The organism is Stenotrophomonas sp. YJH_SMC_73 (assembly GCF_059370155.1).
The window spans coordinates 247,243-266,068 of the sequence record NZ_JCAFTJ010000002.1; the positions used below are offsets into that span (position 1 = coordinate 247,243).

An 18,826-nucleotide genomic window follows, 5' to 3' on the forward strand; every position below is an offset into this window, starting at 1 on the left:
TGAAGGAGACTGATCATGTGGTATTTCGCCTGGATTCTCGGTGCCGGCCTCGCCTCGACGGTGGCCATCCTCAACGGCATGTGGTTCGAAGCCCGCGAGCAGAACCGCATCGAGAAAGAAAATCGTCGCTGAGCTGTAAAAAAACCTTGCCGCCTTGGCCTTCACACGGTATCTTAGGCGGCTCCTTCGGGGTGTAGCTCAGTCTGGTAGAGCGCTACGTTCGGGACGTAGAGGTCGCAGGTTCGAATCCTGTCTCCCCGACCACTTCGGTGGTCGCATTGAAGCCTGGTGAAGTCGTCCAGGCTTTTTTGTTCCCTGAAGTGGCACTGCTTCGGCAGTGTGAAGAAAACAGCATTCACCCCTTGCCGCCATCGGGGTGAATCGCTAGAATAGGCGGCTCCCTTCGGGGTGTAGCTCAGTCTGGTAGAGCGCTACGTTCGGGACGTAGAGGTCGCAGGTTCGAATCCTGTCTCCCCGACCACTTCGGTGGTCACCAAGAAGCCTGGAAGACATCACTGTCCTCCGGGTTTTTTTGTATCAGGCACCTGCCCGCCCGCATGACGGGACCTTGCCGGAGCCCGCACGTACAATGGCCGCGCTGCCGGCCCGCCAGCAGCCCCTCCCCCACCTGCCGCTTCGGCGTAGACCGATGCCGGCGCTGCATGCCATTGCCCCGGCGTGCGACACCTGCAAGGACCACCGATGAGTTCCTCCCCTTCCGATTCGCCGTCGCTGCTGCACGGCCGCGTCCTCGCATTCGCCGCGATCCTGCTGGCAGCGATCAACCTGCGCACCGCGGTCACCTCGATCACTCCGCTGCTGGACGTGCTCGGCCAGCAGTTCGGTTTCGGTACCACCATGACCGGCGTGCTGGGCATGCTGCCGACCGCGTCGTTCGCACTGTTCGGCGTGGCCACGCCGGCACTGGCGCGGCGCCTCGGGCTGGAGCGCACCACGCTGCTGGCGATGGTGATGGCGATGGCCGGCCTGCTGCTGCGTTCCAGCGCCGGCAACGTCGGCACGCTGCTGTTGGGTTCGGTGGTGGCACTGGCCGGCATGGGCATCGGCAACGTGGTGGTGCCGCCGCTGGTGAAGCGCTATTTCGCCAACAAGGTCGGCACCATGAGCACACTCTACATCAGCGTGCTGCAGCTGGGCACGATGCTGCCGGCACTGCTGGCGGTGCCGGTGGCCAACGCCGCAGGCTGGCGCGTGTCGCTGGGCATGTGGGCGCTGCTGGCGCTGGCTGCCGCACTGCCGTGGCTGGTGCTGGCCACGCGCGCGCCGAAGCCGCAGTCCGACGTGTCCGATCCGACCGCGCAGCCGCACGGCAAGGTCTGGCGCACGTCACTGGGCTGGAGCATGACGCTGATGTTCGGCATGACCTCGCTGATGACCTACTCGATGTTCACCTGGCTGCCGCGCATCGTGGTCGAGGCCGGTGGCACGCCCGCGTTCGGTGGCGTGATGGTCGCCGTGTTCTCGGCGCTGGGCCTGCTGCCATCGCTGGTCATTCCGTCGATGGCGGTGCGCATGCAGAACCCGTTCCCGCTGGTGCTGATCGGCTTTTTCTCGTTCGTGATCGCCTTCACCGGCCTGCTGCTGGCACCGATGAAGGCCCCCCTGCTGTGGGCCTGCCTGCTCGGCGTCGGCCCATCCACCTTCCCGCTGGCACTGACCCTGATCAACCTGCGCACCCGCACCCCGACCGGCTCGGCGGCGCTGTCCGGCTTCATGCAGGGCGTGGGCTACAGCTTCAGCTGCCTGGGCCCGTTCCTGGTCGGCTGGCTGCACACGGTCAGCGACGGCTGGACCCTCCCGTTCAGCTTCCTGTTCGGCTGCGCCGCCCTGATGCTGTGCGCCTCGTGGGTGGCCTGCAAGCCGCGCAAGCTGGAAGATCTCTGGTAAGCCACGTGGGGCCCGCAACCGGGCCCACCTACCATTCGTCAGCCCGTCTGCGCATTTTGACGCCGGGCTGACAATTCCGGGCGGATAGTGCCCACGAATGCCCATCCTTGCCGCGTGCCGGCATCGGGCATGGGGGCGGCAGCGCCGCCCGGGCCACCACTCGGTGTGCGGGGGACTTCGTTTCAGACAAGACATCGCAGGTCGCTGTCCGGGTTGTATCCGTCTTCGCTGGGCGGGAATGCACGAAGGGAGTGACGCGGGCCACGGCCACGCCAAAAGCTGGCATGTGATGTGCGTCACATTTTTCAGGTTGTCTGGTTCGGAAGCCAAGGGGGTCCCCAATGGTTGTCCACCGCCGGCTGGCGCTCTGCGTCGGCCTCGCCTGCACCGCCCTGGCCTGGGCCAGCAGCGCTGCCCCGCCCGACCGCGAAGCAGCGTTGGCCGAGATCGGCCGCTATCGAGACCAGGCGCGTTGGCTGGACGCCCTGGGCGCGATCGAGCGCGCCAGCCAACAGCAACCCAACGACGACCTGCTGTTCAAGCTGCGCGTATTGACGCTGGGCGACATCGGCAACGCCTGGCGTGCGTGGGAGCTGTACCAGCAGCGCCCGCAACTGTTCGACGCTGCGCAGAAACAGCGCCTGGAGGGCGACTACCTGGCCAAGCTGGTGGTCTGGAGCCTGGCCTACAGCAGCAGCGAGGACAGCCGCCTGGAAGAAGCCGAATCGACCCTGGCCCGCATGCAGCGCTACCTCGGCGGCGAAGGCACCCCGCCCTCGCAGGCACCACTGCGGATCCGCATGGACCGTCTGATCCTGCTCAACCGGCTGGGCCGCCATGCACAGGTCCGCGAGGAAGCGCGGGCACTGCAGGCCGAAGGCCACACCCTGCCCGACTACGTGCTGCCCGCAGTGGGCGATTCGTTGATGGGCACCCTGCACCCTGAAGAAGCCATCCCGGTGCTGCAGGCGGCCGTCGCTGGCGACCCGACGCGCGACGCCTCGCATTCGGAACTGGCTTACGCCTACCTGGAAAGCGAGCAGCAGGAAAAAGCCATCGACCTGCTGCAGGCATGGCGCGACAAGGAGCCGGCGTGGCGCTGGAGCAACGGCAAGTCGCCGTACGCGAACTGGTCGCGCTACGAGGCCGATCTCAACCTGGCGATGGTGCGCGCCTACAGCGGCGACCTGCACACCGCGCAGCACGACCTGGAGTCGATGGTCGAGATCGCACCCGGCAACGGCGGGCTGCAGAGTGCGCTGGGCAGCGTCTACATGATGCGCGGCTGGCCACGCCGGGCGCTGCAGCGCCAGCAGATGGCACACGCGCTCGATCCGCGGGACATCGAACCGCGGCTGGGCATGGAAGAGGCCTATGTCGCCCTGCAGCGCGACGACCTGGCGCGACCGCTGCACGATGACCTGGTCGCACGCTACCCCACCCAGCCGGCAGTCGAACGCATGGACCAGGCCTGGCGCGCGCATCGCGGCTGGCAGCTGAAGGCATGGACCGACATCGGCCGCAGCTCCGGGGGCGGTGGTACTTCGCCCCTGGGCAACAACGACCGCCACTACGGCGTGGACGTGGAGACGCCGGTCCTTGATGACCGCTGGCGGTTGTTCGCCCTCGCCGACCGTCGCGTGACCGACTTCCAGGACCAGCGCATCGATCCCCTGTGGCTGGGTGCGGGCGTGCGTTACCGCTTCGGGCAGCTGGATGCGGAAGCGGCGGTCCTGCGCGCCAACGATCACATCGGCGACACCGGCCTGCGCGTCGGCGTCGGCTGGCAGTTCAACGATTCCTGGCACGCCGGCGTGGTGGTCGCACGCAATGACCCGGAGGCCTCGATGCAGGCGCGCGCGGCCGGCATCACCGCCGACAGCGTGAGCGCACAGGTGGACTACCGGCGCAGCGAGCTCACCCACTGGACGTTCGGCGCGAGCCGCTTCCGCTATGACGACGGCAACCACCGCGAGCTGTTCGGCACCAGCGTCCAACAGCGCCTGCTGACCCGCCCACGCTGGCTGGTCGATGGCCTGGCCAGTGCCTACACCAGTCGCGGCAGCCGCGATGATGCGCCCTACTTCAACCCGAAGCGCGACCGCATGGTCGAGATCGGCCTGCGCATCGACCAGCAGCTGTGGCGGCACTACGAGCGCCACTTCCGGCACCGGCTGACCGTCTCGCTCGGCGACTACTGGCAGGACGGCTTCGGCAGCGCGTTGGTGCCGTCGGTGTCCTACATGCACGAGTGGCAGCTGGGCCCTGGCCGCGTGTTCGAGTATGGCGTGCGGTGGTCACGACCGGTCTACGACGGCCATCGCGAGCGCCATATCGGCTTCGAAGCCGCATTGCGCTGGGGAGACTGACATGGCCCGCTTCCTGCGACTGATCGTGCTCCTGCTGCTGGCCTGCGTGCCACCGGCGTTCGCGCAGCAGCCCCTGCATCTTGATGCGATCGACAACGGCCTGCTGATCCTCAGCTACCACGACATCCGCGACAAGGTGGCCGCCAAGGGTGATGCCGATTCCTATGCGGTGAGCACGCAGAACTTCGCCGCGCACCTGGACTGGCTGGGCGCGCACGGCTACCACCCGGTTTCGCTGTCGCAGCTGATCGAGGCCTCGCAGGGCCGCGCCACGCTGCCTCCCAAGCCGGTGCTGCTGACCTTCGACGATGGCCTGCGCAGCGTCTACGACAAGGCGTTCCCGCTGCTGCAGGCCTACCACTACCCGGCCCTGGTGGCGGTGATCACCGATTACGTGGACATGGCACCGGGCCGCACCATCGACTACGGCTACCGCCCGTTCGGCCACGATGACTTCGTGACCTGGGCGCAGCTGAAGCAGATGCACGACAGTGGCCTGATCGAAGTGGCCAGCCATACCGACGACCTGCACCACGGCGTGCTTGCCAATCCGCAGGGAAACTCCACGCCCGCCGTGGTCACCCGCATCTACACCCCGGCCACGCGCAGCTACGAGAGCGGGACACAGTATGAGCAGCGCCTGCGCACTGATCTTTCGCGCAGCGTGCAGCGCATCCAGCAGCACCTGGGCGTGCGCCCGCGCGCCATCGTCTGGCCATATGCCGCGTACAACCAGTTGAGCAACGACATCGCCGAGCAGCTGGGCATGCCGGTTTCGTTCGACCTGGAAGGCCGTAGCACGCCAGTGGCCCGCGACCTGCACGGGCTGGCACGATTGCTGGTGAGCAACAACCCGACCGTGGAAGGCCTGGCCTACGAACTGCGCCGAGACGTGGCGCTCGATGGCATCCGCGCCCTGCAGATCGATCTGGATGATATGTATGACCCGGATCCAGCCCAGCAGGCACGCAATCTCGATGCATTGATCGAGCGGGTCAAGCGCATCGCGCCGACCCATGTCTATCTGCAGGCCTTTGCCGACCCGGACGGCAACAACACCGCCGATGCGCTGTATTTCCCGAACCGGCACATGCCGATGCGGGCGGACCTGTTCAGCCGCGTCGCCTGGCAGCTGAAATCCCGCGCGGGCGTGAAGGTCTACGCGTGGTTGCCAGTGCTCGGCTTCGAACTGCCCGACCCGGAGCAGCGCAAGGTGCTGGCGATCCGCAATGGGGATGCCGACGGCATGTACCGGTTGGATTTCACCAACCCGAAGGCCAGGCAGATCATGCTCGACATCTACGAGGACCTGGCGGTCAATTCCTACTTCGAAGGCCTGCTGTTCCATGACGACGGCTACCTGCGCGACACCGAGCTGCCCGCCCTGGCGGCCGGCGAAGATGGCAGCGCACGTACCCAGGCACTGATCGACTTCACCCTGGCCCTGCGCAACAGCGCGCAGCGCTGGCGGCCGAAACTGGCAACGGTGCGCAACCTGTATGCCGAGCCGGTACTCCGCCCGCAGAGCGAAGCCTGGTTCGCGCAGCGCCTGGACCTGTTCAACAAGGCCTACGACCAGACGGCGCTGATGGCGATGCCGTGGATGGAAGGCAGCAGGCACCCCGAGCGCTGGCTCGACCAGTTGCTGGCCGCGGTACGCGCGCACGACCCGCAGCTTCAGCACACGCTGTTCGAGCTGCAGACCGTCGATTGGCGCAGCGGGCAGCCGATTCCCGCCGGGCGCCTGCGTGCGCAGATCCGCCAGTTGCAGGCGCAGGGCGTGCACCACTTCGCCTGGTACCCCGATGACTTCATCGCCGACCAGCCCTCCACCCGCGATGCCCGCGCGGCAATGTCCGCCGGCAACTTCCCGTACCCGGAGAAGTGACGTGGACATGCATCCGCTGCTGCAGGTCCTGTTCCAGTTCGCCTTCTACTACCCGATGGTGATGGCGTTCTTCTGGATGTCCGGTGGCCTGTACTACTACTTCCGGCGCGAGCGTCACTCACGTCCGCGCAACGATCCGCCCTTGATGATCGCCCCTCCCTTCGCGACCTTGCTGGTGCCCTGCCACAACGAAGCAGAAAACCTGGACGACACGCTCACTGCGGCGCTGGCCCAGCGCTACCCCGCCGATTACGAAGTGATCGCCATCGACGATGGCAGCAGCGATGACACCGGCGCACGGCTGGATGCGCTGGCGGCAAGGCATCCACGGCTTCGCGTGCTGCACCTGGACCGCAACCTGGGCAAGGCCAATGCGCTGCGCATGGGCGCACTGGCCGCACGCTCGGAGTACCTGGTGTGCATCGATGGCGATGCGATGCTGGAAGAGCATGCACTGCACTGGATGGTCTGGCACCTGGTCAGTGGCAACCGGGTCGGGGCGGTCACCGGCAACCCGCGCATCCGCAACCGCTCCACCCTGCTCGGACGCCTGCAGGTGGCGGAATTCTCCTCGATCATCGGCATGATCAAGCGGGCACAGCGCGTGTATGGCCGCATCTTCACCATCTCCGGCGTGATCGCCGGCTTCCGCCGCACTGCCCTGCACCAGGTCGGCTGGTGGTCGGATGACATGGTGACCGAGGACATCGACATCAGCTGGCGCCTGCAGCGCGCGCACTGGGACATCCGCTACGAACCCAATGCGCTGTGCTTCATCCTGATGCCGGAGACGCTCAAGGGCCTCTGGCGGCAGCGCCTGCGCTGGGCCCAGGGCGGCGTGGAAGTGATGCTGCGCCACGCGCGCTCGCTGCTGCACTGGAAAGAGCGGCGCATGTGGGGCGTGCTGCTGGAGTACGTGTTGAGCGTGGTCTGGGCCTACACGATGCTGTTCATCGTGCTGCTGTGGGCACTGGGCAAGTTCATCGAGCTGCCGCCGCAGCTGCATATCGCCAGCCTGCTGCCGGAGTGGCATGGCGTGATCCTGGCGCTGGTCTGCCTGCTGCAGTTCGCCAGCAGCCTGATCATCGACCGGCGTTACGAAACACAGATTGGACGCAATTACTTCTGGGTCATCTGGTACCCGATGGCGTACTGGCTGATCAGCCTTTCCACCACCCTGGTGGCGCTGCCCAAGACGCTGCTGCGCCGTGGCAGCAAGCGCGCCACCTGGACCAGCCCTGACCGGGGGATCCGATGAACGCGCAACGCCCGTCCAACCGCTTCGACTCGCGGATGATCCGCAAGCCGCATCGCCAGCCACACTTCCAGCGCACGGCCTGGGGCTTCGTCACCCTGGCGTTCTGGGGCTTATACTTCTATCTGTGGGCCCCCCTGGTGACCCTGCTCTCGTGGCTGATCGGTGGCCAGCTGGCCTGGCGGCAGCTCTACGAACGGCAGAACCAGTTCGACCCGTACGTGCTGGTCGCGCTGCCATTGATGCTGCTATGCGCCAGCGTGCTGCTGATCGCCTGGGCCGAGTACAACCGCGCCCGCTTCCGTGGCCGCGAACGCCGCCTGCCGCGGCCCCTGGCCAGCCTCAACGAAGTGGCCGCCGATCTGGGCGCCAGCACCGGGCTGGCCGAACGCCTGATGGGCTGCAAGGCCGCCACGCTGCACATGGATGATCACGCACGGCCGGTCGGCATCCGCCGCGAGGTGGTGTAGCTGCCGACCTGGGTCGGCGCTTGGGCCTGGTGGGTGCCGACCTTGGTCGGCACCGGGGTTTGCCGCGAAGAGCATCCACGCGAGGCGTGGATCCACTTATGTACGCGTCTGCCCTTCACCGCGCACGACAAATCGTTCAACGGTGAGGGCTTCCAAGCCCATCGGGCCGTAGGCGTGCAGGCGCGTGGTGGAAATACCGATCTCACTGCCCAGGCCCAGCTGGCCACCATCGGAGAAGCGCGACGAAGCGTTGACCATCACCACCGCCGAGCGCAGCGCGTTGACGAAGCGCTCGGCGTGGCCGGTGTCCTCGGTGGCGATCACTTCGGTGTGGTCGGAGGTATAGGTGCGGATGTGCGCGATGGCTGCATCAAGATCATCGACCACGCGCACCGCCAGCACCAGATCGAGGAACTCGGCGGCGTAATCCTCCTCGGTCGCCGCCGTGCTGCCCGGCAGCAACGGCTGCGCCTGCGCATCGGCGCGCAGCTGCACCCCACGCTCACCCAGCGCCTGCGCCACGCGCGGCAGGAACGCGTCAGCCACGGCGCGGTGCACCAGCAGCGTCTCCAGCGAATTGCACGCCGCCGGCCGGCTGCACTTGCCGTCCACCAGCAGGTCGATGGCCTTGCCGAGGTCGGCGCTGGCGTCCACGAACAGGTGGCACACCCCCTTGTAATGCTTGATCACCGGCACGCGCGCGTGCTCGGCCACGAAACGGATCAGGCCTTCGCCGCCACGCGGAATGGCCAGGTCGATCAGCTCATGCAGTTGCAGCAGTTCCAGCATCGCCTCGCGGCGCAGGTCGGTGAGCACGGTCACCGCCGCCGGCGGTACGCCGTTGGCCTTCAATGCACCGGCCAGCGCCTGGGCGATGGCGGTATTGGAGTGGATCGCTTCGGAACCACCGCGCAGGATCACGCCATTGCCGGCCTTCAGGCACAGCGCGGCGGCTTCGGCCGTCACGTTCGGGCGCGCCTCGTAGATCATCGCGATCACGCCCAGCGGCACGCGCACCTTCTGCACGCGGATGCCGTTGGGACGCACGTCGTCGCGGGTGACCTGGCCGACCGGGTCAGGCAGCGCGGCCACCTCGCGTACCGCCTCGGCCATCGCGAACAGCCGCGGCGGGTCCAGTGCGAGGCGGTCGAGCATGGCACTGCCAACGCCCTTGTCGCGCGCGGCGGCGAGGTCGCGTGCGTTGCCGGCCAGGATCAGTCCGGCATTTACTTCCAGGGCCTGCGCCATCGCCAGCAGCAGCGTGCGTCGCGCCGCACTGTCCAGGCCGGCAACGATCTGCGCTGCATCACGGCAGGCGCGCGCCTGGGCTTCGATTTCGCTCATCGGGGTGTCCTTCAAACCGGTCATGGCAGCACCAGGTCGTCACGATGGACGACGCTGCCGCCGTAGTTGTAGCCCAGCACGGCCTGGATGTCGCGCGAATGATGGCCGGCGATCCGGCGCACGTCGTCGGCCGCGTACTGGCTGACGCCGCGGGCGACACAGACACGCCCCTGCGGTGCGATCCAGCACACCTGCACCATGTCGCCGCGGCGGAATGCCCCCTCGGCAGCGGTGATGCCGCCGGGCAGCAGCGAGGCGCCCTTCTCCCGCATCGCCTGTGCCGCACCGGCATCGACGACGATCGCGCCCTCGGCCAGCGGCGCGTGCCGCAGCCAGTGCTTGCGGGCAGCCTCGCGGCTGCGTGCGGCGTGGATGCGGGTGCCGAACAGGCGGTCCTGCGCCAGCGCGCGCACCACATCGCTGCTGCGGCCGTTGAACAGGTAGGTCTCGATGCCGAGGCGGCCCGCCTTGGCCGCCGCCTCCAGCTTGGTACGCATGCCGCCGGTGCCGGCGCGCGAGCCGGCGCCGCCGGCCATCGCCAGCACATCGTCACTCAGTTCCGGCACGTCGTGCAGTGGCCGCGCGTCGGCCACGGTGCGCGGATCTGCGCTGTACAGGCCGTCGATGTCGGTGGCGATGAACAGTGCATCGGCATCGACCAGCGCGGCCACGGTCGCGGCCAGGTTGTCGTTGTCACCGAGCTTGAGCTCGTCCACCGATACGGTGTCGTTCTCGTTGACCACCGGCAGCGCACCCAGCCGCAGCAGTTCGCTCAGCGTGGCGCGTGCATTGAGGTAGCGGCGGCGGTTGCGCAGGTCGTCGCGGGTCAGCAGCACCTGCGCCACCGGGCGCTCGAAGAAGCGCTGCCAGAGCCCGATCAGCTGCGCCTGGCCGAGCGCGGCCAGGGCCTGCCGCGCCGCCATCGCCGCACCGGGTTCATCGGCCCGCGGCAGGATCGCGCGCCCCGCCGCAACCGCGCCGGAGGAGACGATCACCACCTCGCGCCCAGCCAGTACGTTGGCGGATACAAACTGGGCCAGGCCCAGCGCGTGGCGTGGCGACAGGCCGCCACCATCGGCCGCCAGCAGGCTGCTGCCAACCTTCAGCACCGCACGCCGCCATGGCGGCAGCGCCTGTTGCGGGAACGGCGAAGCGACGGTGGCGGCGTGCAGGGTCATCGGTCAGGGCCTCAGCGGGTATTCCATTCGTGCACGGTCAGCTCGGAAGCGTGCATCGTCACCAGGGGATCGGTGGCGACGATGGCCCGCGCCTGTTCCAGGCTCTCGACATTGCACAGCACATAGGCGCCACCGCTGCCATCGGCGAAACCACCGGTCAGCTGCAGCTTTCCCTGTGCCTGCAACGCCTCGAGGAAATCGCGGTGCGGCTGCACCGCCGCATCGTTGAAGTCCGGCCGGCGCATCGCCATCACCAGATAGACAGTGCCCGCCATCAGGACAGCGCCTGCCAGCGTGCGCGCAGTTCGTCCAGGCGCAGATCGGCAGCCGAGCCCGGCGATACACGCGCAGCCAGGCTGCCTTCCGGGGTACGTCCCTGCCCTGCGCTGTCGGCACCGGCTGCAGCGGCCTTGTAGGCCTCGCGGAACGGCACACCGGCCACCGCCGCTTCCACGGCGACGTCGGTGGCATACATGCCCGAATCGATCGCTGCGCGCAGCCTGTCGTCACGCCACTCCAGATTGGCCAGCAGCGCCGGCAGCAGTTCCAGCGCGGCCAGGCCACGGCCGAAGCCGTGGAAGATGGCGCCCTTGGACGACTGCAGGTCACGGTGATAACCCGAAGGCAGCGACAGCAGCTGCTCGATCTCGGTGCGCGCGGCGGCGACGCTGGCGTGGGTCGCACGCATCAGCTCGATCACGTCCGGGTTGCGCTTGTTGGGCATGATCGAACTGCCGGTGGTGTACTGCGCCGGCAGCGCGACGAAGCCGAACTCGGCGCTGGTGAACAGCGACAGGTCCCAGGCGATGCGGCGCAGGTCCAGCGTAGCGCCACCGAGTGCTTCCAGCGCGGCCAGCTCGAACTTGCCGCGCGACAGCTGTGCGTAGATCGGCGAGATCTGCATGCGCGCGAAACCGAGCGCGGCCGTGGTGTGCTCGCGGTCCAGCGGCAGGTTCACCCCGTAGCCGGCGGCGGTGCCGAGCGGATTGGCGTCGACCAGCGCATGGGTGTCACGGGCGCGGATGGCGTTGTCGATGAAGGCCTCGGCCCATCCGGCCCACCACATGCCGGCCGAAGAGACCACGGCGCGCTGGATATGGGTATAGCCGGGAATCGGCAGGTCCTTCTCGGCCTGCGCACGGTCCAGCGCGATCTTGGCCACGTCGGTGCTGAGCCCGGCCACGCGCAGCAGCTTCTCCTTCAGCCACAGGCGGGTGGCGACCAGGATCTGGTCATTGCGGCTGCGGCCGGTGTGGATCTTGCGGCCAGCGTCGCCGAGGCGTTCGGTCAAACGCGCTTCGATTGCTGAGTGACCGTCTTCGTACTGCGTATCCAGCACGAAGCGGCCTTCACGGAAATCCTGCGCCAGCACGTCGAGCTCGCGCAGCAGGCCTGCCAGCTCGTCGGCGCTGAGGATGCCGATGTGCTGCAGGCCCTGCGCATGCGCGGCGCTGGCAGCGATGTCATGCAGGAAGAACTCGCGGTCGAGGATCACATCGTCGCCGGCGAGGAAGGTCTGGATCTGGGCGTCGACAGCGACGCCGGGCTTCTGCCAAAGAAGGTCTGCCATGGGGGCTCCGGAAGGCGTGTTCAGTGCGGGATCGACGTCAGTTCGTCGATGCCCAGCGCAAGGTTGAGGTTCTGCATGGCCTGGGTGGCCGCGCCCTTGAGCAGGTTGTCCAGGGTCGCCACCACCACCACCCGCTTGCCGCCCGGGGCCAGGGTGAAGCCACCGACCTGGGCACCGTGGCGGCCGGCGATGCGGCTGACCCACGGCGCTTCATCCACCACTTCGATCAGGGGTTCGCCGGCATAGGCCTGCTGGAAGCGCTCGACGATCTGTTCGCGGGTCTGCACGCGGTTCAGCCACAGGTTGGCGGTCAGCGTGATGCCGCGGAAATGCGGCGCGACGTGCGGCATGAACTCGACGGCCACGCCCAGCTGCACCGACACCTCGCGCTCGTGCACGTGGTTGGTCAGCGCATACGGCATCAGGTTGTCGGCCAGCAGTTCGACGTTGTTCTTGTCCGACGGCGTGGTACCGGCACCGGAGTAGCCGGAGACACCGAAGCACTGCGGCGGGCCGGCCAGCAGGTCCAGCAGCGGATGCACCGCCAGCTGCATCGCCGTGGCATAGCAGCCCGGGTTGCTGATGTGCTTCTGGCCGTTGTAGCGGCCGCGGGTCAGCTCCGGCAGGCCGTAATACCAGCTGTTGTCGAAGCGGTAGTCGGCCGAGAGATCGACGATGACGGTGTCCGGCTTGGCGGCTTCAAGCGCGGCCACGAACGGTGCGGCCAGGCCGTTGGGCAGGGCCAGGATCACCGCGTCCACGCCTTTGGCGGCCACCGCGTCGGCATCCAGGTTCTCGTACTGCAGCTCGCCCTGGAATTCCGGGTGGTGGTCGGACAGGCGCTGCCCGGCGCGCTCGCGCGAGGAGACGAAGGCCAGTTCCAGGCGCGGATGGGCGGCCACCAGCTTGATCAGCTCGGCGCCGGTATGGCCGCGGGCCCCGACGATGCCCAGGGTGAAAGTCGAATCGTTCATGCGTGGCTGTCCAGGCGGTACTGCAGGTGGCGCTTCACGCCCTGCCATTCCGCATCGATGATGGAGAAGATGACGGTGTCGCGCGGCGTGCCGTCGGCGTGCCGCTTGTGGTTGCGCAGCACGCCATCCTGCTTGGCGCCGAGGCGTGCGATGGCGGTGCGCGAAGTGAAGTTGAACCAGCTGGTCTCGAACACGACGCTCAGGCACTGCAACCGCTCGAACGCGTGGCTGAGCAGCATCAGCTTGGTCTCGGTGTTGACCCCGGTGCGTTGCGCAGACTCGCCATACCAGGTGTAACCGATACTCAGGCGCGGCACGTCCGCTTGCAGATCGTAGTAGCGGGTGGTGCCGACAATCTGGTCGTTGGCATCAAACACCACGAACGGCAGCACCCTGCCTTCGGCCTGCGCCTGCAGCGCTGCCTGCACGTAGCCGGCCATGGTCTTCGCATCGGGCACCTGGGTGTACCAGAGCCTGGACAACGCGCCATCGCCAAGCGCGCCGCGCAGGCCATCGATATGCCCCATCTGCAGCGGCTCCAGCCGCGCATGGGTGCCCGCCAGCGTAGGGACCTTGGTCCAGTCGGCATGGTTCATGTGTTCAGCCCTGCAGGCTCGGCGCGCGCCGGGCGCAATGGTCGACATAGGTCTTGATCCGGTCGATGCCGTCGGCGCCGAACCAGAACACCTTCCAGTGGTCCTGCTTGTAGCAGCCGTCGGATTCAGCGTAATAGAAGTGGTTGATCGGATTGCCATGGCGCGAACGCCAGAACAGCTGCGGGGTTTCCTCCAGCATCACGTTCCAGACCGCGCGGCCCAGGCCCTCGCCCTGCGCATCGTCGAGCACGGCGAACTTGTCCAGGTACACGCCCTCGGCCTCGTCGGTGAGGATCACCGCGGTGCGGTAGTTCTCGCTGACGTAGGCGCGCAGCAGCTTCGTCTTTTCGAAGTACTCCGGCACCAGGGTGCGGCCGAAGCTGGATTCGATCAGGCCCTTCAGGCGCGGCAGGTCCAGCGCGTTCCAGGCGGTGGCGCGCAGCACCTTCTCGCCCTTGCGCACCAGCGTGCCCGACCCCTTGTGGGTGAACAGTTCCTTGGCCAGATCGGCCGGGCGCGTGATCGACACCGACGATTCCAGCGGCAGGCGATCGAGCAGATCCTTGATCTGTTCGATCTTCACCTTCATGCCGCCGTGGATCCACGGCTGCGCGATCAGGTGGTCGTACTCGGTGGACAGGTTGATCGAATCGATCACGTTGCCCTGCTCGTCCAGCAGGCCGCCAGTGCCGGTCAGGAAGATGATCTTGTATGGCTGCAGTTCCTGCACCAGCTCATTGGCGGCGAAGTCGGCGTTGACGTTGAGGATCTGGCCGCCAGCGGTCTCGCCCAGGCTGGTGATGACCGGGATCGACCCGGCACGCAGGCTGGCCTCGATCGGTGCCAGGTTGACCTTCTTCACCTCGCCGACCAGGCCGTAGGTGTCCACGTCCAGGTACTCGGCCTCGAACACGCCGCCGGTGATCGAGGTGGCGCGCGCGCCGTTCTGCTGCAGCGCCTCGACCAGGCGCAGGTTGGACTGCTGGAACACCCGGCGCACGATCGCCAGCGCTTCCGGCGACGTCACGCGCAGGCCGTTGACGGTCTGCTTCTCGATGCCGGCGGCCGACAGTTCGGCATCCAGCTGCGGGCCGGCGCCGTGCAGCACGATCGGGGTCAGCCCGACTTCCTGCAGGAACGACAGCGAAGAGGTCAGCGCGTCGAGGTCGTCGCGCAGCACCGCGCCGCCGACCTTGACCACGGCGAAGCGCTTGGCGTCCAGCTGCGAGAAGCGCTTGAGGTACTGGCTGATCTCCTTCGCGCTGGCCATGCTGGAAAGCAGGCGCACGATGGTCTGGCGGGTCTGGCGGTGGGGCTGGAGGGCAGGAGACATTTCGGTTTCGTCACAGGCGGCGGTCGCCGCGTTGCAGTTCCACCCGGCCAGGGCCGGGCGGCGTTGTAGGGTCGATCAGGCGCCGGCGGCGATGATGCGATGCACGGCGTCGGTGTAGCGCTGCAGCTGCTCCAGCGTCACGAACTCATCGGCGGTGTGGGCCTGGGCGATGTCGCCCGGGCCGAACACCAGCGTGGTGTAGCCACCGGCGGAGAACAGCGAGGCCTCGGTCCAGAAGTCCACCGCGTTGCCGATCGGCAGCTCCAGCGCATCGGCCACATCGCGCGCCAGCAGGCGGCGGTTCTCGGCCTCGGCGATGTCACCGGCCGGCAGGCTGGGGCCACGGAACGTTTCGGTGAACACGGCGGCTTCCGGTTCGGCGAAACCGGCGAAGGTCGCCAGCAGGCCATCAATGTCCATCGACGGCAGCGGGCGGAACCCGAAGCGCACCTCAGCAGCCGGTGCGATCATGTTGGCCTTGATCCCGCCTTCGACGCGACCGATGTTGAAGCGCAGCCCGGTCAGCCCGCCGAAGCGGGCCGAGGCCAGCGATTCCACATGGTCCAGTGCACGGTTGCCCCAGCGCATGGCCTGGTGCAGCGCGCTGGCGGCCGCGTCCTGCTTGCCGGACGCATGGCCGGCACGGCCGGCGAACTGCATCAGCACCGAGCTGATGCCACGATGCGCCAGCACCGCTTCACTCATGGTCGGCTCGGCCACCAGCACCGCTTCATACGGCAGGCCACGGGCCAGGAACGCGGCGATACAGCGCGGATCGTTGGCTTCCTCGTCGCTGGAGAACAGGAAGGCGGCATCGCCATCGCTGGCATTGGCCGCCGCCACCAGCGCAGCGGCGGCGCCCTTGATGTCACACACGCCCAGGCCGACCACCCGGTCGTCCAGGCGGCGCATCACATGCGGGTCGGCACTCCAGTGCGGCGAGTCCGGCACGGTGTCCAGGTGCACGTTGAACAGGTACTTCGGCGTCCCGCGCACGGCGTACAGGCTGACTGCGCCCGCGCCATGGTCGATCACCTCGACGTTGAAGCCGGGCAGGTTGTCGCGCAGGTAATCGAAGATGCCACCGGTGGTGATCGCACGCGGCGGGTTGCGGGTGTCGAAGGACACCAGGGCCTGCAGGTGATCGAGCGTCTGTTCAAGCATGTGTCTGAATATCCGTAGGGTTCGAAATCGGTAGTGCCGGCCGCTGGCCGGCTCCGCAATGATCCAGCCGTGCCACGAGCCGGCCAGCGGCCGGCACTACCCTCCATCGACGTTGCGAGGCGCCGGCCAGCGGCCGGCACCCCGTCACAGGTCAACCGCGGTTGACCTGCGCGTAAACGGTGGAGCTCATGCCGAACAGCTTGATGAAGCCTTCAGCCTCCTCCACGCCCCAGTCGGCCGACTGCGCGTAGGTGGCGCCCTTGGTGTTGAGCAGGTGCGGCGACTTCACGGCCACCGCATCGACGCGGCCACCGCGGGTTTCCAGCACCACTTCGCCGTTGACCTTGGCCTGCGAGGACTTCAGGAAGGCTTCGATGTCGGTCTTCAGCGGGTCGTGGTAGAAGCCTTCGTACACCAGCTCCACCCACTTGCGCGCCACGTCCGGCTTGAAGCGGTTCTGCTGCTTGGTCAGCACCGCATCTTCCAGCGCACGGTGTGCGGCCAGCAGCGAAACCAGGCCCGGGGCCTCGAACACGATGCGGCCCTTCAGGCCGATCACGGTGTCGCCGGTGTAGACGCCGCGGCCCACGCCGTACGGGGCGAACAGCTTGTTGAGCTGGGCCAGGATCTGGTCGCCCGGCAGCGCCTTGCCGTCCAGTTCGACGGCTTCGCCTTCAACGAACTTCAGGGTCACGGTCAGGGCCTGCTCCGGCCACTCGCTGCGCGGTGCGCACCAGCCACGCGCGCCCTCGCCCGGAGCTTCCCACCGGTCGATCTCGCCGCCGGACATGGTCAGGCCCAGCAGGTTCTCGTTGATGGTGTAGGCCTGCTGCTTGGCGCGCACGCCGAAGCCACGCTCTTCCAGGTACTTCTGCTCGTAGGCGCGGGTCTGGGTGTGTTCCTTCTGGATCTCGCGGATCGGCGCGATGATCTGGTAGTCGCCCAGCGCCTTCACGGCCAGGTCGAAGCGGACCTGGTCGTTGCCCATGCCGGTGCAACCGTGGGCGATGATGTTGGTGCCCAGCTCGGCAGCACGCTTCAGCGCGGCATCGACGATCAGGTAGCGGTCCGAGACCAGCAGCGGGTACTGGCCCTGGTAGCCTTCGCCGGCCCACACAAACGGCTTGACGAAGCCTTCCCAGATGGCCGGGCCACCGTTGACGGTAAGGTGGCTCGCCACGCCCAGTTCGGCGGCGCGCTTCTCGATGAAGTCACGCTCTTCATCATCGACGCCGCCGGTGTCGGCGAACACGGTGTGCACGTTGTAGCCGCGCTCCTGCAGGTACGGCACGCAGAAGCTGGTATCCAGGCCGCCGGAGAAGGCGAGAACGACGTCTTTGTTGCTCATGGGGGTCAGGTCCACTTGGGGGATGGGAATTCGGTAGAGCCGACCGTTGGTCGGCTGGAATATTGGATGCGCCGCTGCGGGAGCAGCCGACCAACGGTCGGCTCTACCCCTTGTTCGATCTAGCGCCCGGCAACCGCCGCCATGATCGCCTTCTGCACGTGCAGGCGGTTCTCGGCTTCGTTGATGGCGATGCACTGCGGCGAATCCATCACCGCGTCGGTGGCCTTCACGTTGCGGCGCAGCGGCAGGCAGTGGCTGAACACACCATTGTTGGTCAGCGCCATCTTCCGCTCGTCCACGATGAAGTGCTTGAACTGGTCGCGGATCGGCTTCTCCGGTTCCCAGTTGCCGAAGAACGGCAGCGCGCCCCAGCTCTTGGCGTAGACCACGTCGGCGCCGGCGTAGGCGCTGTCGATGTCATGGCTGATCTTCAGCGAGCCGCCGCTCTCGGCCACGTTCTGCTCGGCCCAGCCCATGTAACGCTCGTCGAGGATGTAGTCGGCGGTCGGGCACAGCAGGGTCACGTCCATGCCCATGCGGGTGGCGATGGTCAGCGCCGAATTGGCAACGGCGGTGTTCAGCGGCTTGGGGTGGTAGGTCCAGGTCAGCACGTACTTCTTGCCACGCAGGTCCTGGGTGCCGAAGTGCTCCTGCAGGGCCATGATGTGGGCCAGCTCCTGGCACGGGTGGGTGATGGTCTCCATGTTGATGACCGGCACCGGCGAGTACCTGGCGAAGCTGTTGAGGACGATGTCCTGGCGGTCGTAGGCCCAGTCGATGAACTTGGGGAACGCACGCACGGCGATGATGTCGCAGTAACGACCCAGCACCTTGGCCACTTCAGCGATGTGCTCTTCGGTATCGCCGTCCATCACCGTGCCGAGGTTGAACTCGATCGGCCACGCATCCTTGCCCGGCTGCAGCACCACCGCGTGGGCACCGAGCTGGAACGCGCCCAGTTCGAAGCTGGTGCGGGTGCGCATGGACGGGTTGAAGAACACCAGCGCGATCGACTTGCCCTTGAGCTGGTCGCCGAGCTTGTTGCGCTTGAACAGCGCCGCCTGGGTCAACAGCGCGTCGAGATCGCTGCGGCTCCAGTCCTGGGTGTTCAGGAAGTGCTTGGGGGACATCATCTTTCCTTGCGTGGCGGCGCCGGTTTCGACGCGGTGGAAGGGAAAACAGGAATCAAAGGTGGAGCGGGAAGATTGCAGTTGCAGCTTTCAGAAGATGCATTTTCGAAGCGCGGAAACGAAAAAACCCAGCCGGCGGGCTGGGTTTTTTCGGACGAACAGCAAAAAGCTCCGGTTACCCAGCGAGGATGTGGGGTTCCGGTCGACGCGCACGCGAGGTCATGCCCGACGCCTGTCGGGCTGCGCTGCTGTCGTGCTGGAAGTCGGTGAGCTTCATGGTCAACTATCTTTGCATGCGG

At 67.1% G+C, this 18,826-nt stretch carries 16 protein-coding genes and 2 tRNA genes; 8 read left to right on the forward strand and 10 right to left on the reverse strand.

The annotated features are described in order from the left end of the window. Positions 1-15: 15 nt before the first annotated feature. From cydX to pgaD, 8 genes are all read left to right on the forward strand, one after another. The gene (cydX, locus tag AC5P8R_RS04365) at positions 16-132 is read left to right on the forward strand and encodes a cytochrome bd-I oxidase subunit CydX (protein WP_005410354.1); all 117 of its coding nucleotides are present in this window, start codon (positions 16-18) and stop codon (positions 130-132) included. A gap of 55 nt (positions 133-187) precedes the next feature. Then, positions 188-264: transfer RNA gene (locus AC5P8R_RS04370), tRNA-Pro, on the forward strand. A gap of 140 nt (positions 265-404) precedes the next feature. Beyond that, a tRNA-Pro gene (locus AC5P8R_RS04375) sits at positions 405-481 on the forward strand. Positions 482-702: 221 nt separating this feature from the next. Beyond that, on the forward strand, positions 703-1,908 hold the full coding sequence (locus AC5P8R_RS04380) for a CynX/NimT family MFS transporter (protein WP_032956113.1): 1,206 nt from the start codon (positions 703-705) through the stop codon (positions 1,906-1,908). 341 nt (positions 1,909-2,249) lie between these two features. Beyond that, entirely contained in the window at positions 2,250-4,277 is a 2,028-nt protein-coding gene (pgaA, locus tag AC5P8R_RS04385) for a poly-beta-1,6 N-acetyl-D-glucosamine export porin PgaA (RefSeq protein WP_032956114.1), read from the forward strand. A 1-nt stretch (position 4,278) separates the two neighbouring features. Then, positions 4,279-6,165: a poly-beta-1,6-N-acetyl-D-glucosamine N-deacetylase PgaB gene (gene pgaB, locus AC5P8R_RS04390; RefSeq protein WP_014647776.1), complete on the forward strand. Its 1,887-nt coding sequence runs from the start codon at positions 4,279-4,281 to the stop codon at positions 6,163-6,165. 7 nt (positions 6,166-6,172) lie between these two features. After that, on the forward strand, positions 6,173-7,423 hold the full coding sequence (pgaC, locus tag AC5P8R_RS04395) for a poly-beta-1,6-N-acetyl-D-glucosamine synthase (protein ID WP_153643664.1): 1,251 nt from the start codon (positions 6,173-6,175) through the stop codon (positions 7,421-7,423). Then, the gene (gene pgaD / locus AC5P8R_RS04400) at positions 7,420-7,890 is read left to right on the forward strand and encodes a poly-beta-1,6-N-acetyl-D-glucosamine biosynthesis protein PgaD (RefSeq protein ID WP_495223029.1); all 471 of its coding nucleotides are present in this window, start codon (positions 7,420-7,422) and stop codon (positions 7,888-7,890) included. The genes pgaC and pgaD overlap by 4 nt, the downstream gene beginning before the upstream one ends. A gap of 96 nt (positions 7,891-7,986) precedes the next feature. Here the strand turns inward: pgaD and AC5P8R_RS04405 are convergent, their stop codons facing one another. The 10 genes from AC5P8R_RS04405 to AC5P8R_RS04450 all read right to left on the reverse strand — a co-directional run bounded on the left by AC5P8R_RS04405 (position 7,987) and on the right by AC5P8R_RS04450 (position 18,527). After that, positions 7,987-9,258 (reverse strand): glutamate-5-semialdehyde dehydrogenase, encoded by a 1,272-nt coding sequence (locus tag AC5P8R_RS04405; RefSeq protein ID WP_014647779.1) that lies wholly within the window; start codon positions 9,256-9,258, stop codon positions 7,987-7,989. Next, complete coding sequence (gene proB / locus AC5P8R_RS04410) at positions 9,255-10,412, reverse strand: glutamate 5-kinase (RefSeq protein ID WP_495223030.1); 1,158 nt, start codon at positions 10,410-10,412, stop codon at positions 9,255-9,257. The genes AC5P8R_RS04405 and proB overlap by 4 nt, the downstream gene beginning before the upstream one ends. Positions 10,413-10,423: 11 nt before the next feature. Then, positions 10,424-10,687 carry a YciI family protein gene (locus AC5P8R_RS04415; protein ID WP_014647781.1) on the reverse strand — a complete coding sequence of 88 codons (264 nt, stop codon included), beginning with the start codon at positions 10,685-10,687 and terminating at the stop codon, positions 10,424-10,426. Continuing rightward, positions 10,687-11,982: an argininosuccinate lyase gene (gene argH / locus AC5P8R_RS04420; RefSeq protein ID WP_014647782.1), complete on the reverse strand. Its 1,296-nt coding sequence runs from the start codon at positions 11,980-11,982 to the stop codon at positions 10,687-10,689. The genes AC5P8R_RS04415 and argH overlap by 1 nt, the downstream gene beginning before the upstream one ends. 20 nt (positions 11,983-12,002) lie before the next feature. Then, positions 12,003-12,956: an N-acetyl-gamma-glutamyl-phosphate reductase gene (gene argC, locus AC5P8R_RS04425; protein WP_014647783.1), complete on the reverse strand. Its 954-nt coding sequence runs from the start codon at positions 12,954-12,956 to the stop codon at positions 12,003-12,005. Next, entirely contained in the window at positions 12,953-13,552 is a 600-nt protein-coding gene (locus AC5P8R_RS04430; protein ID WP_014647784.1) for a GNAT family N-acetyltransferase, read from the reverse strand. Before AC5P8R_RS04430 ends, argC begins: the two co-directional genes overlap by 4 nt. A gap of 4 nt (positions 13,553-13,556) precedes the next feature. Beyond that, positions 13,557-14,885 carry an acetylglutamate kinase gene (locus AC5P8R_RS04435; RefSeq protein WP_049406136.1) on the reverse strand — a complete coding sequence of 443 codons (1,329 nt, stop codon included), beginning with the start codon at positions 14,883-14,885 and terminating at the stop codon, positions 13,557-13,559. A 75-nt stretch (positions 14,886-14,960) separates the two neighbouring features. Then, positions 14,961-16,049: an acetylornithine deacetylase gene (locus AC5P8R_RS04440; protein ID WP_014647786.1), complete on the reverse strand. Its 1,089-nt coding sequence runs from the start codon at positions 16,047-16,049 to the stop codon at positions 14,961-14,963. 151 nt (positions 16,050-16,200) lie between these two features. Further along, positions 16,201-17,397 carry an argininosuccinate synthase gene (locus tag AC5P8R_RS04445; RefSeq protein ID WP_014647787.1) on the reverse strand — a complete coding sequence of 399 codons (1,197 nt, stop codon included), beginning with the start codon at positions 17,395-17,397 and terminating at the stop codon, positions 16,201-16,203. Between the two features lie 119 nt (positions 17,398-17,516). Then, entirely contained in the window at positions 17,517-18,527 is a 1,011-nt protein-coding gene (locus tag AC5P8R_RS04450) for an N-acetylornithine carbamoyltransferase (RefSeq protein WP_014647788.1), read from the reverse strand. Positions 18,528-18,826 lie beyond the last annotated feature (299 nt).

Excerpts from the sequence above, each read along its gene's own strand:
- AC5P8R_RS04415 (WP_014647781.1), bottom strand. The coding sequence starts at position 10,687 with ATGGCGGGCACTGTCTATCTGGTGATGGCGATGCGCCGGCCGGACTTC.
- pgaC (WP_153643664.1), top strand. The coding sequence starts at position 6,173 with ATGCATCCGCTGCTGCAGGTCCTGTTCCAGTTCGCCTTCTACTACCCG.
- AC5P8R_RS04445 (WP_014647787.1), bottom strand. The coding sequence starts at position 17,397 with ATGAGCAACAAAGACGTCGTTCTCGCCTTCTCCGGCGGCCTGGATACC.
- AC5P8R_RS04435 (WP_049406136.1), bottom strand. The coding sequence starts at position 14,885 with ATGTCTCCTGCCCTCCAGCCCCACCGCCAGACCCGCCAGACCATCGTG.
- pgaA (WP_032956114.1), top strand. The coding sequence starts at position 2,250 with ATGGTTGTCCACCGCCGGCTGGCGCTCTGCGTCGGCCTCGCCTGCACC.
- pgaB (WP_014647776.1), top strand. The coding sequence starts at position 4,279 with ATGGCCCGCTTCCTGCGACTGATCGTGCTCCTGCTGCTGGCCTGCGTG.
- AC5P8R_RS04380 (WP_032956113.1), top strand. The coding sequence starts at position 703 with ATGAGTTCCTCCCCTTCCGATTCGCCGTCGCTGCTGCACGGCCGCGTC.
- AC5P8R_RS04440 (WP_014647786.1), bottom strand. The coding sequence starts at position 16,049 with ATGCTTGAACAGACGCTCGATCACCTGCAGGCCCTGGTGTCCTTCGAC.
- AC5P8R_RS04450 (WP_014647788.1), bottom strand. The coding sequence starts at position 18,527 with ATGTCCCCCAAGCACTTCCTGAACACCCAGGACTGGAGCCGCAGCGAT.
- argH (WP_014647782.1), bottom strand. The coding sequence starts at position 11,982 with ATGGCAGACCTTCTTTGGCAGAAGCCCGGCGTCGCTGTCGACGCCCAG.
- proB (WP_495223030.1), bottom strand. The coding sequence starts at position 10,412 with ATGACCCTGCACGCCGCCACCGTCGCTTCGCCGTTCCCGCAACAGGCG.
- AC5P8R_RS04430 (WP_014647784.1), bottom strand. The coding sequence starts at position 13,552 with ATGAACCATGCCGACTGGACCAAGGTCCCTACGCTGGCGGGCACCCAT.
- argC (WP_014647783.1), bottom strand. The coding sequence starts at position 12,956 with ATGAACGATTCGACTTTCACCCTGGGCATCGTCGGGGCCCGCGGCCAT.
- cydX (WP_005410354.1), top strand. The coding sequence starts at position 16 with ATGTGGTATTTCGCCTGGATTCTCGGTGCCGGCCTCGCCTCGACGGTG.
- pgaD (WP_495223029.1), top strand. The coding sequence starts at position 7,420 with ATGAACGCGCAACGCCCGTCCAACCGCTTCGACTCGCGGATGATCCGC.
- AC5P8R_RS04405 (WP_014647779.1), bottom strand. The coding sequence starts at position 9,258 with ATGACCGGTTTGAAGGACACCCCGATGAGCGAAATCGAAGCCCAGGCG.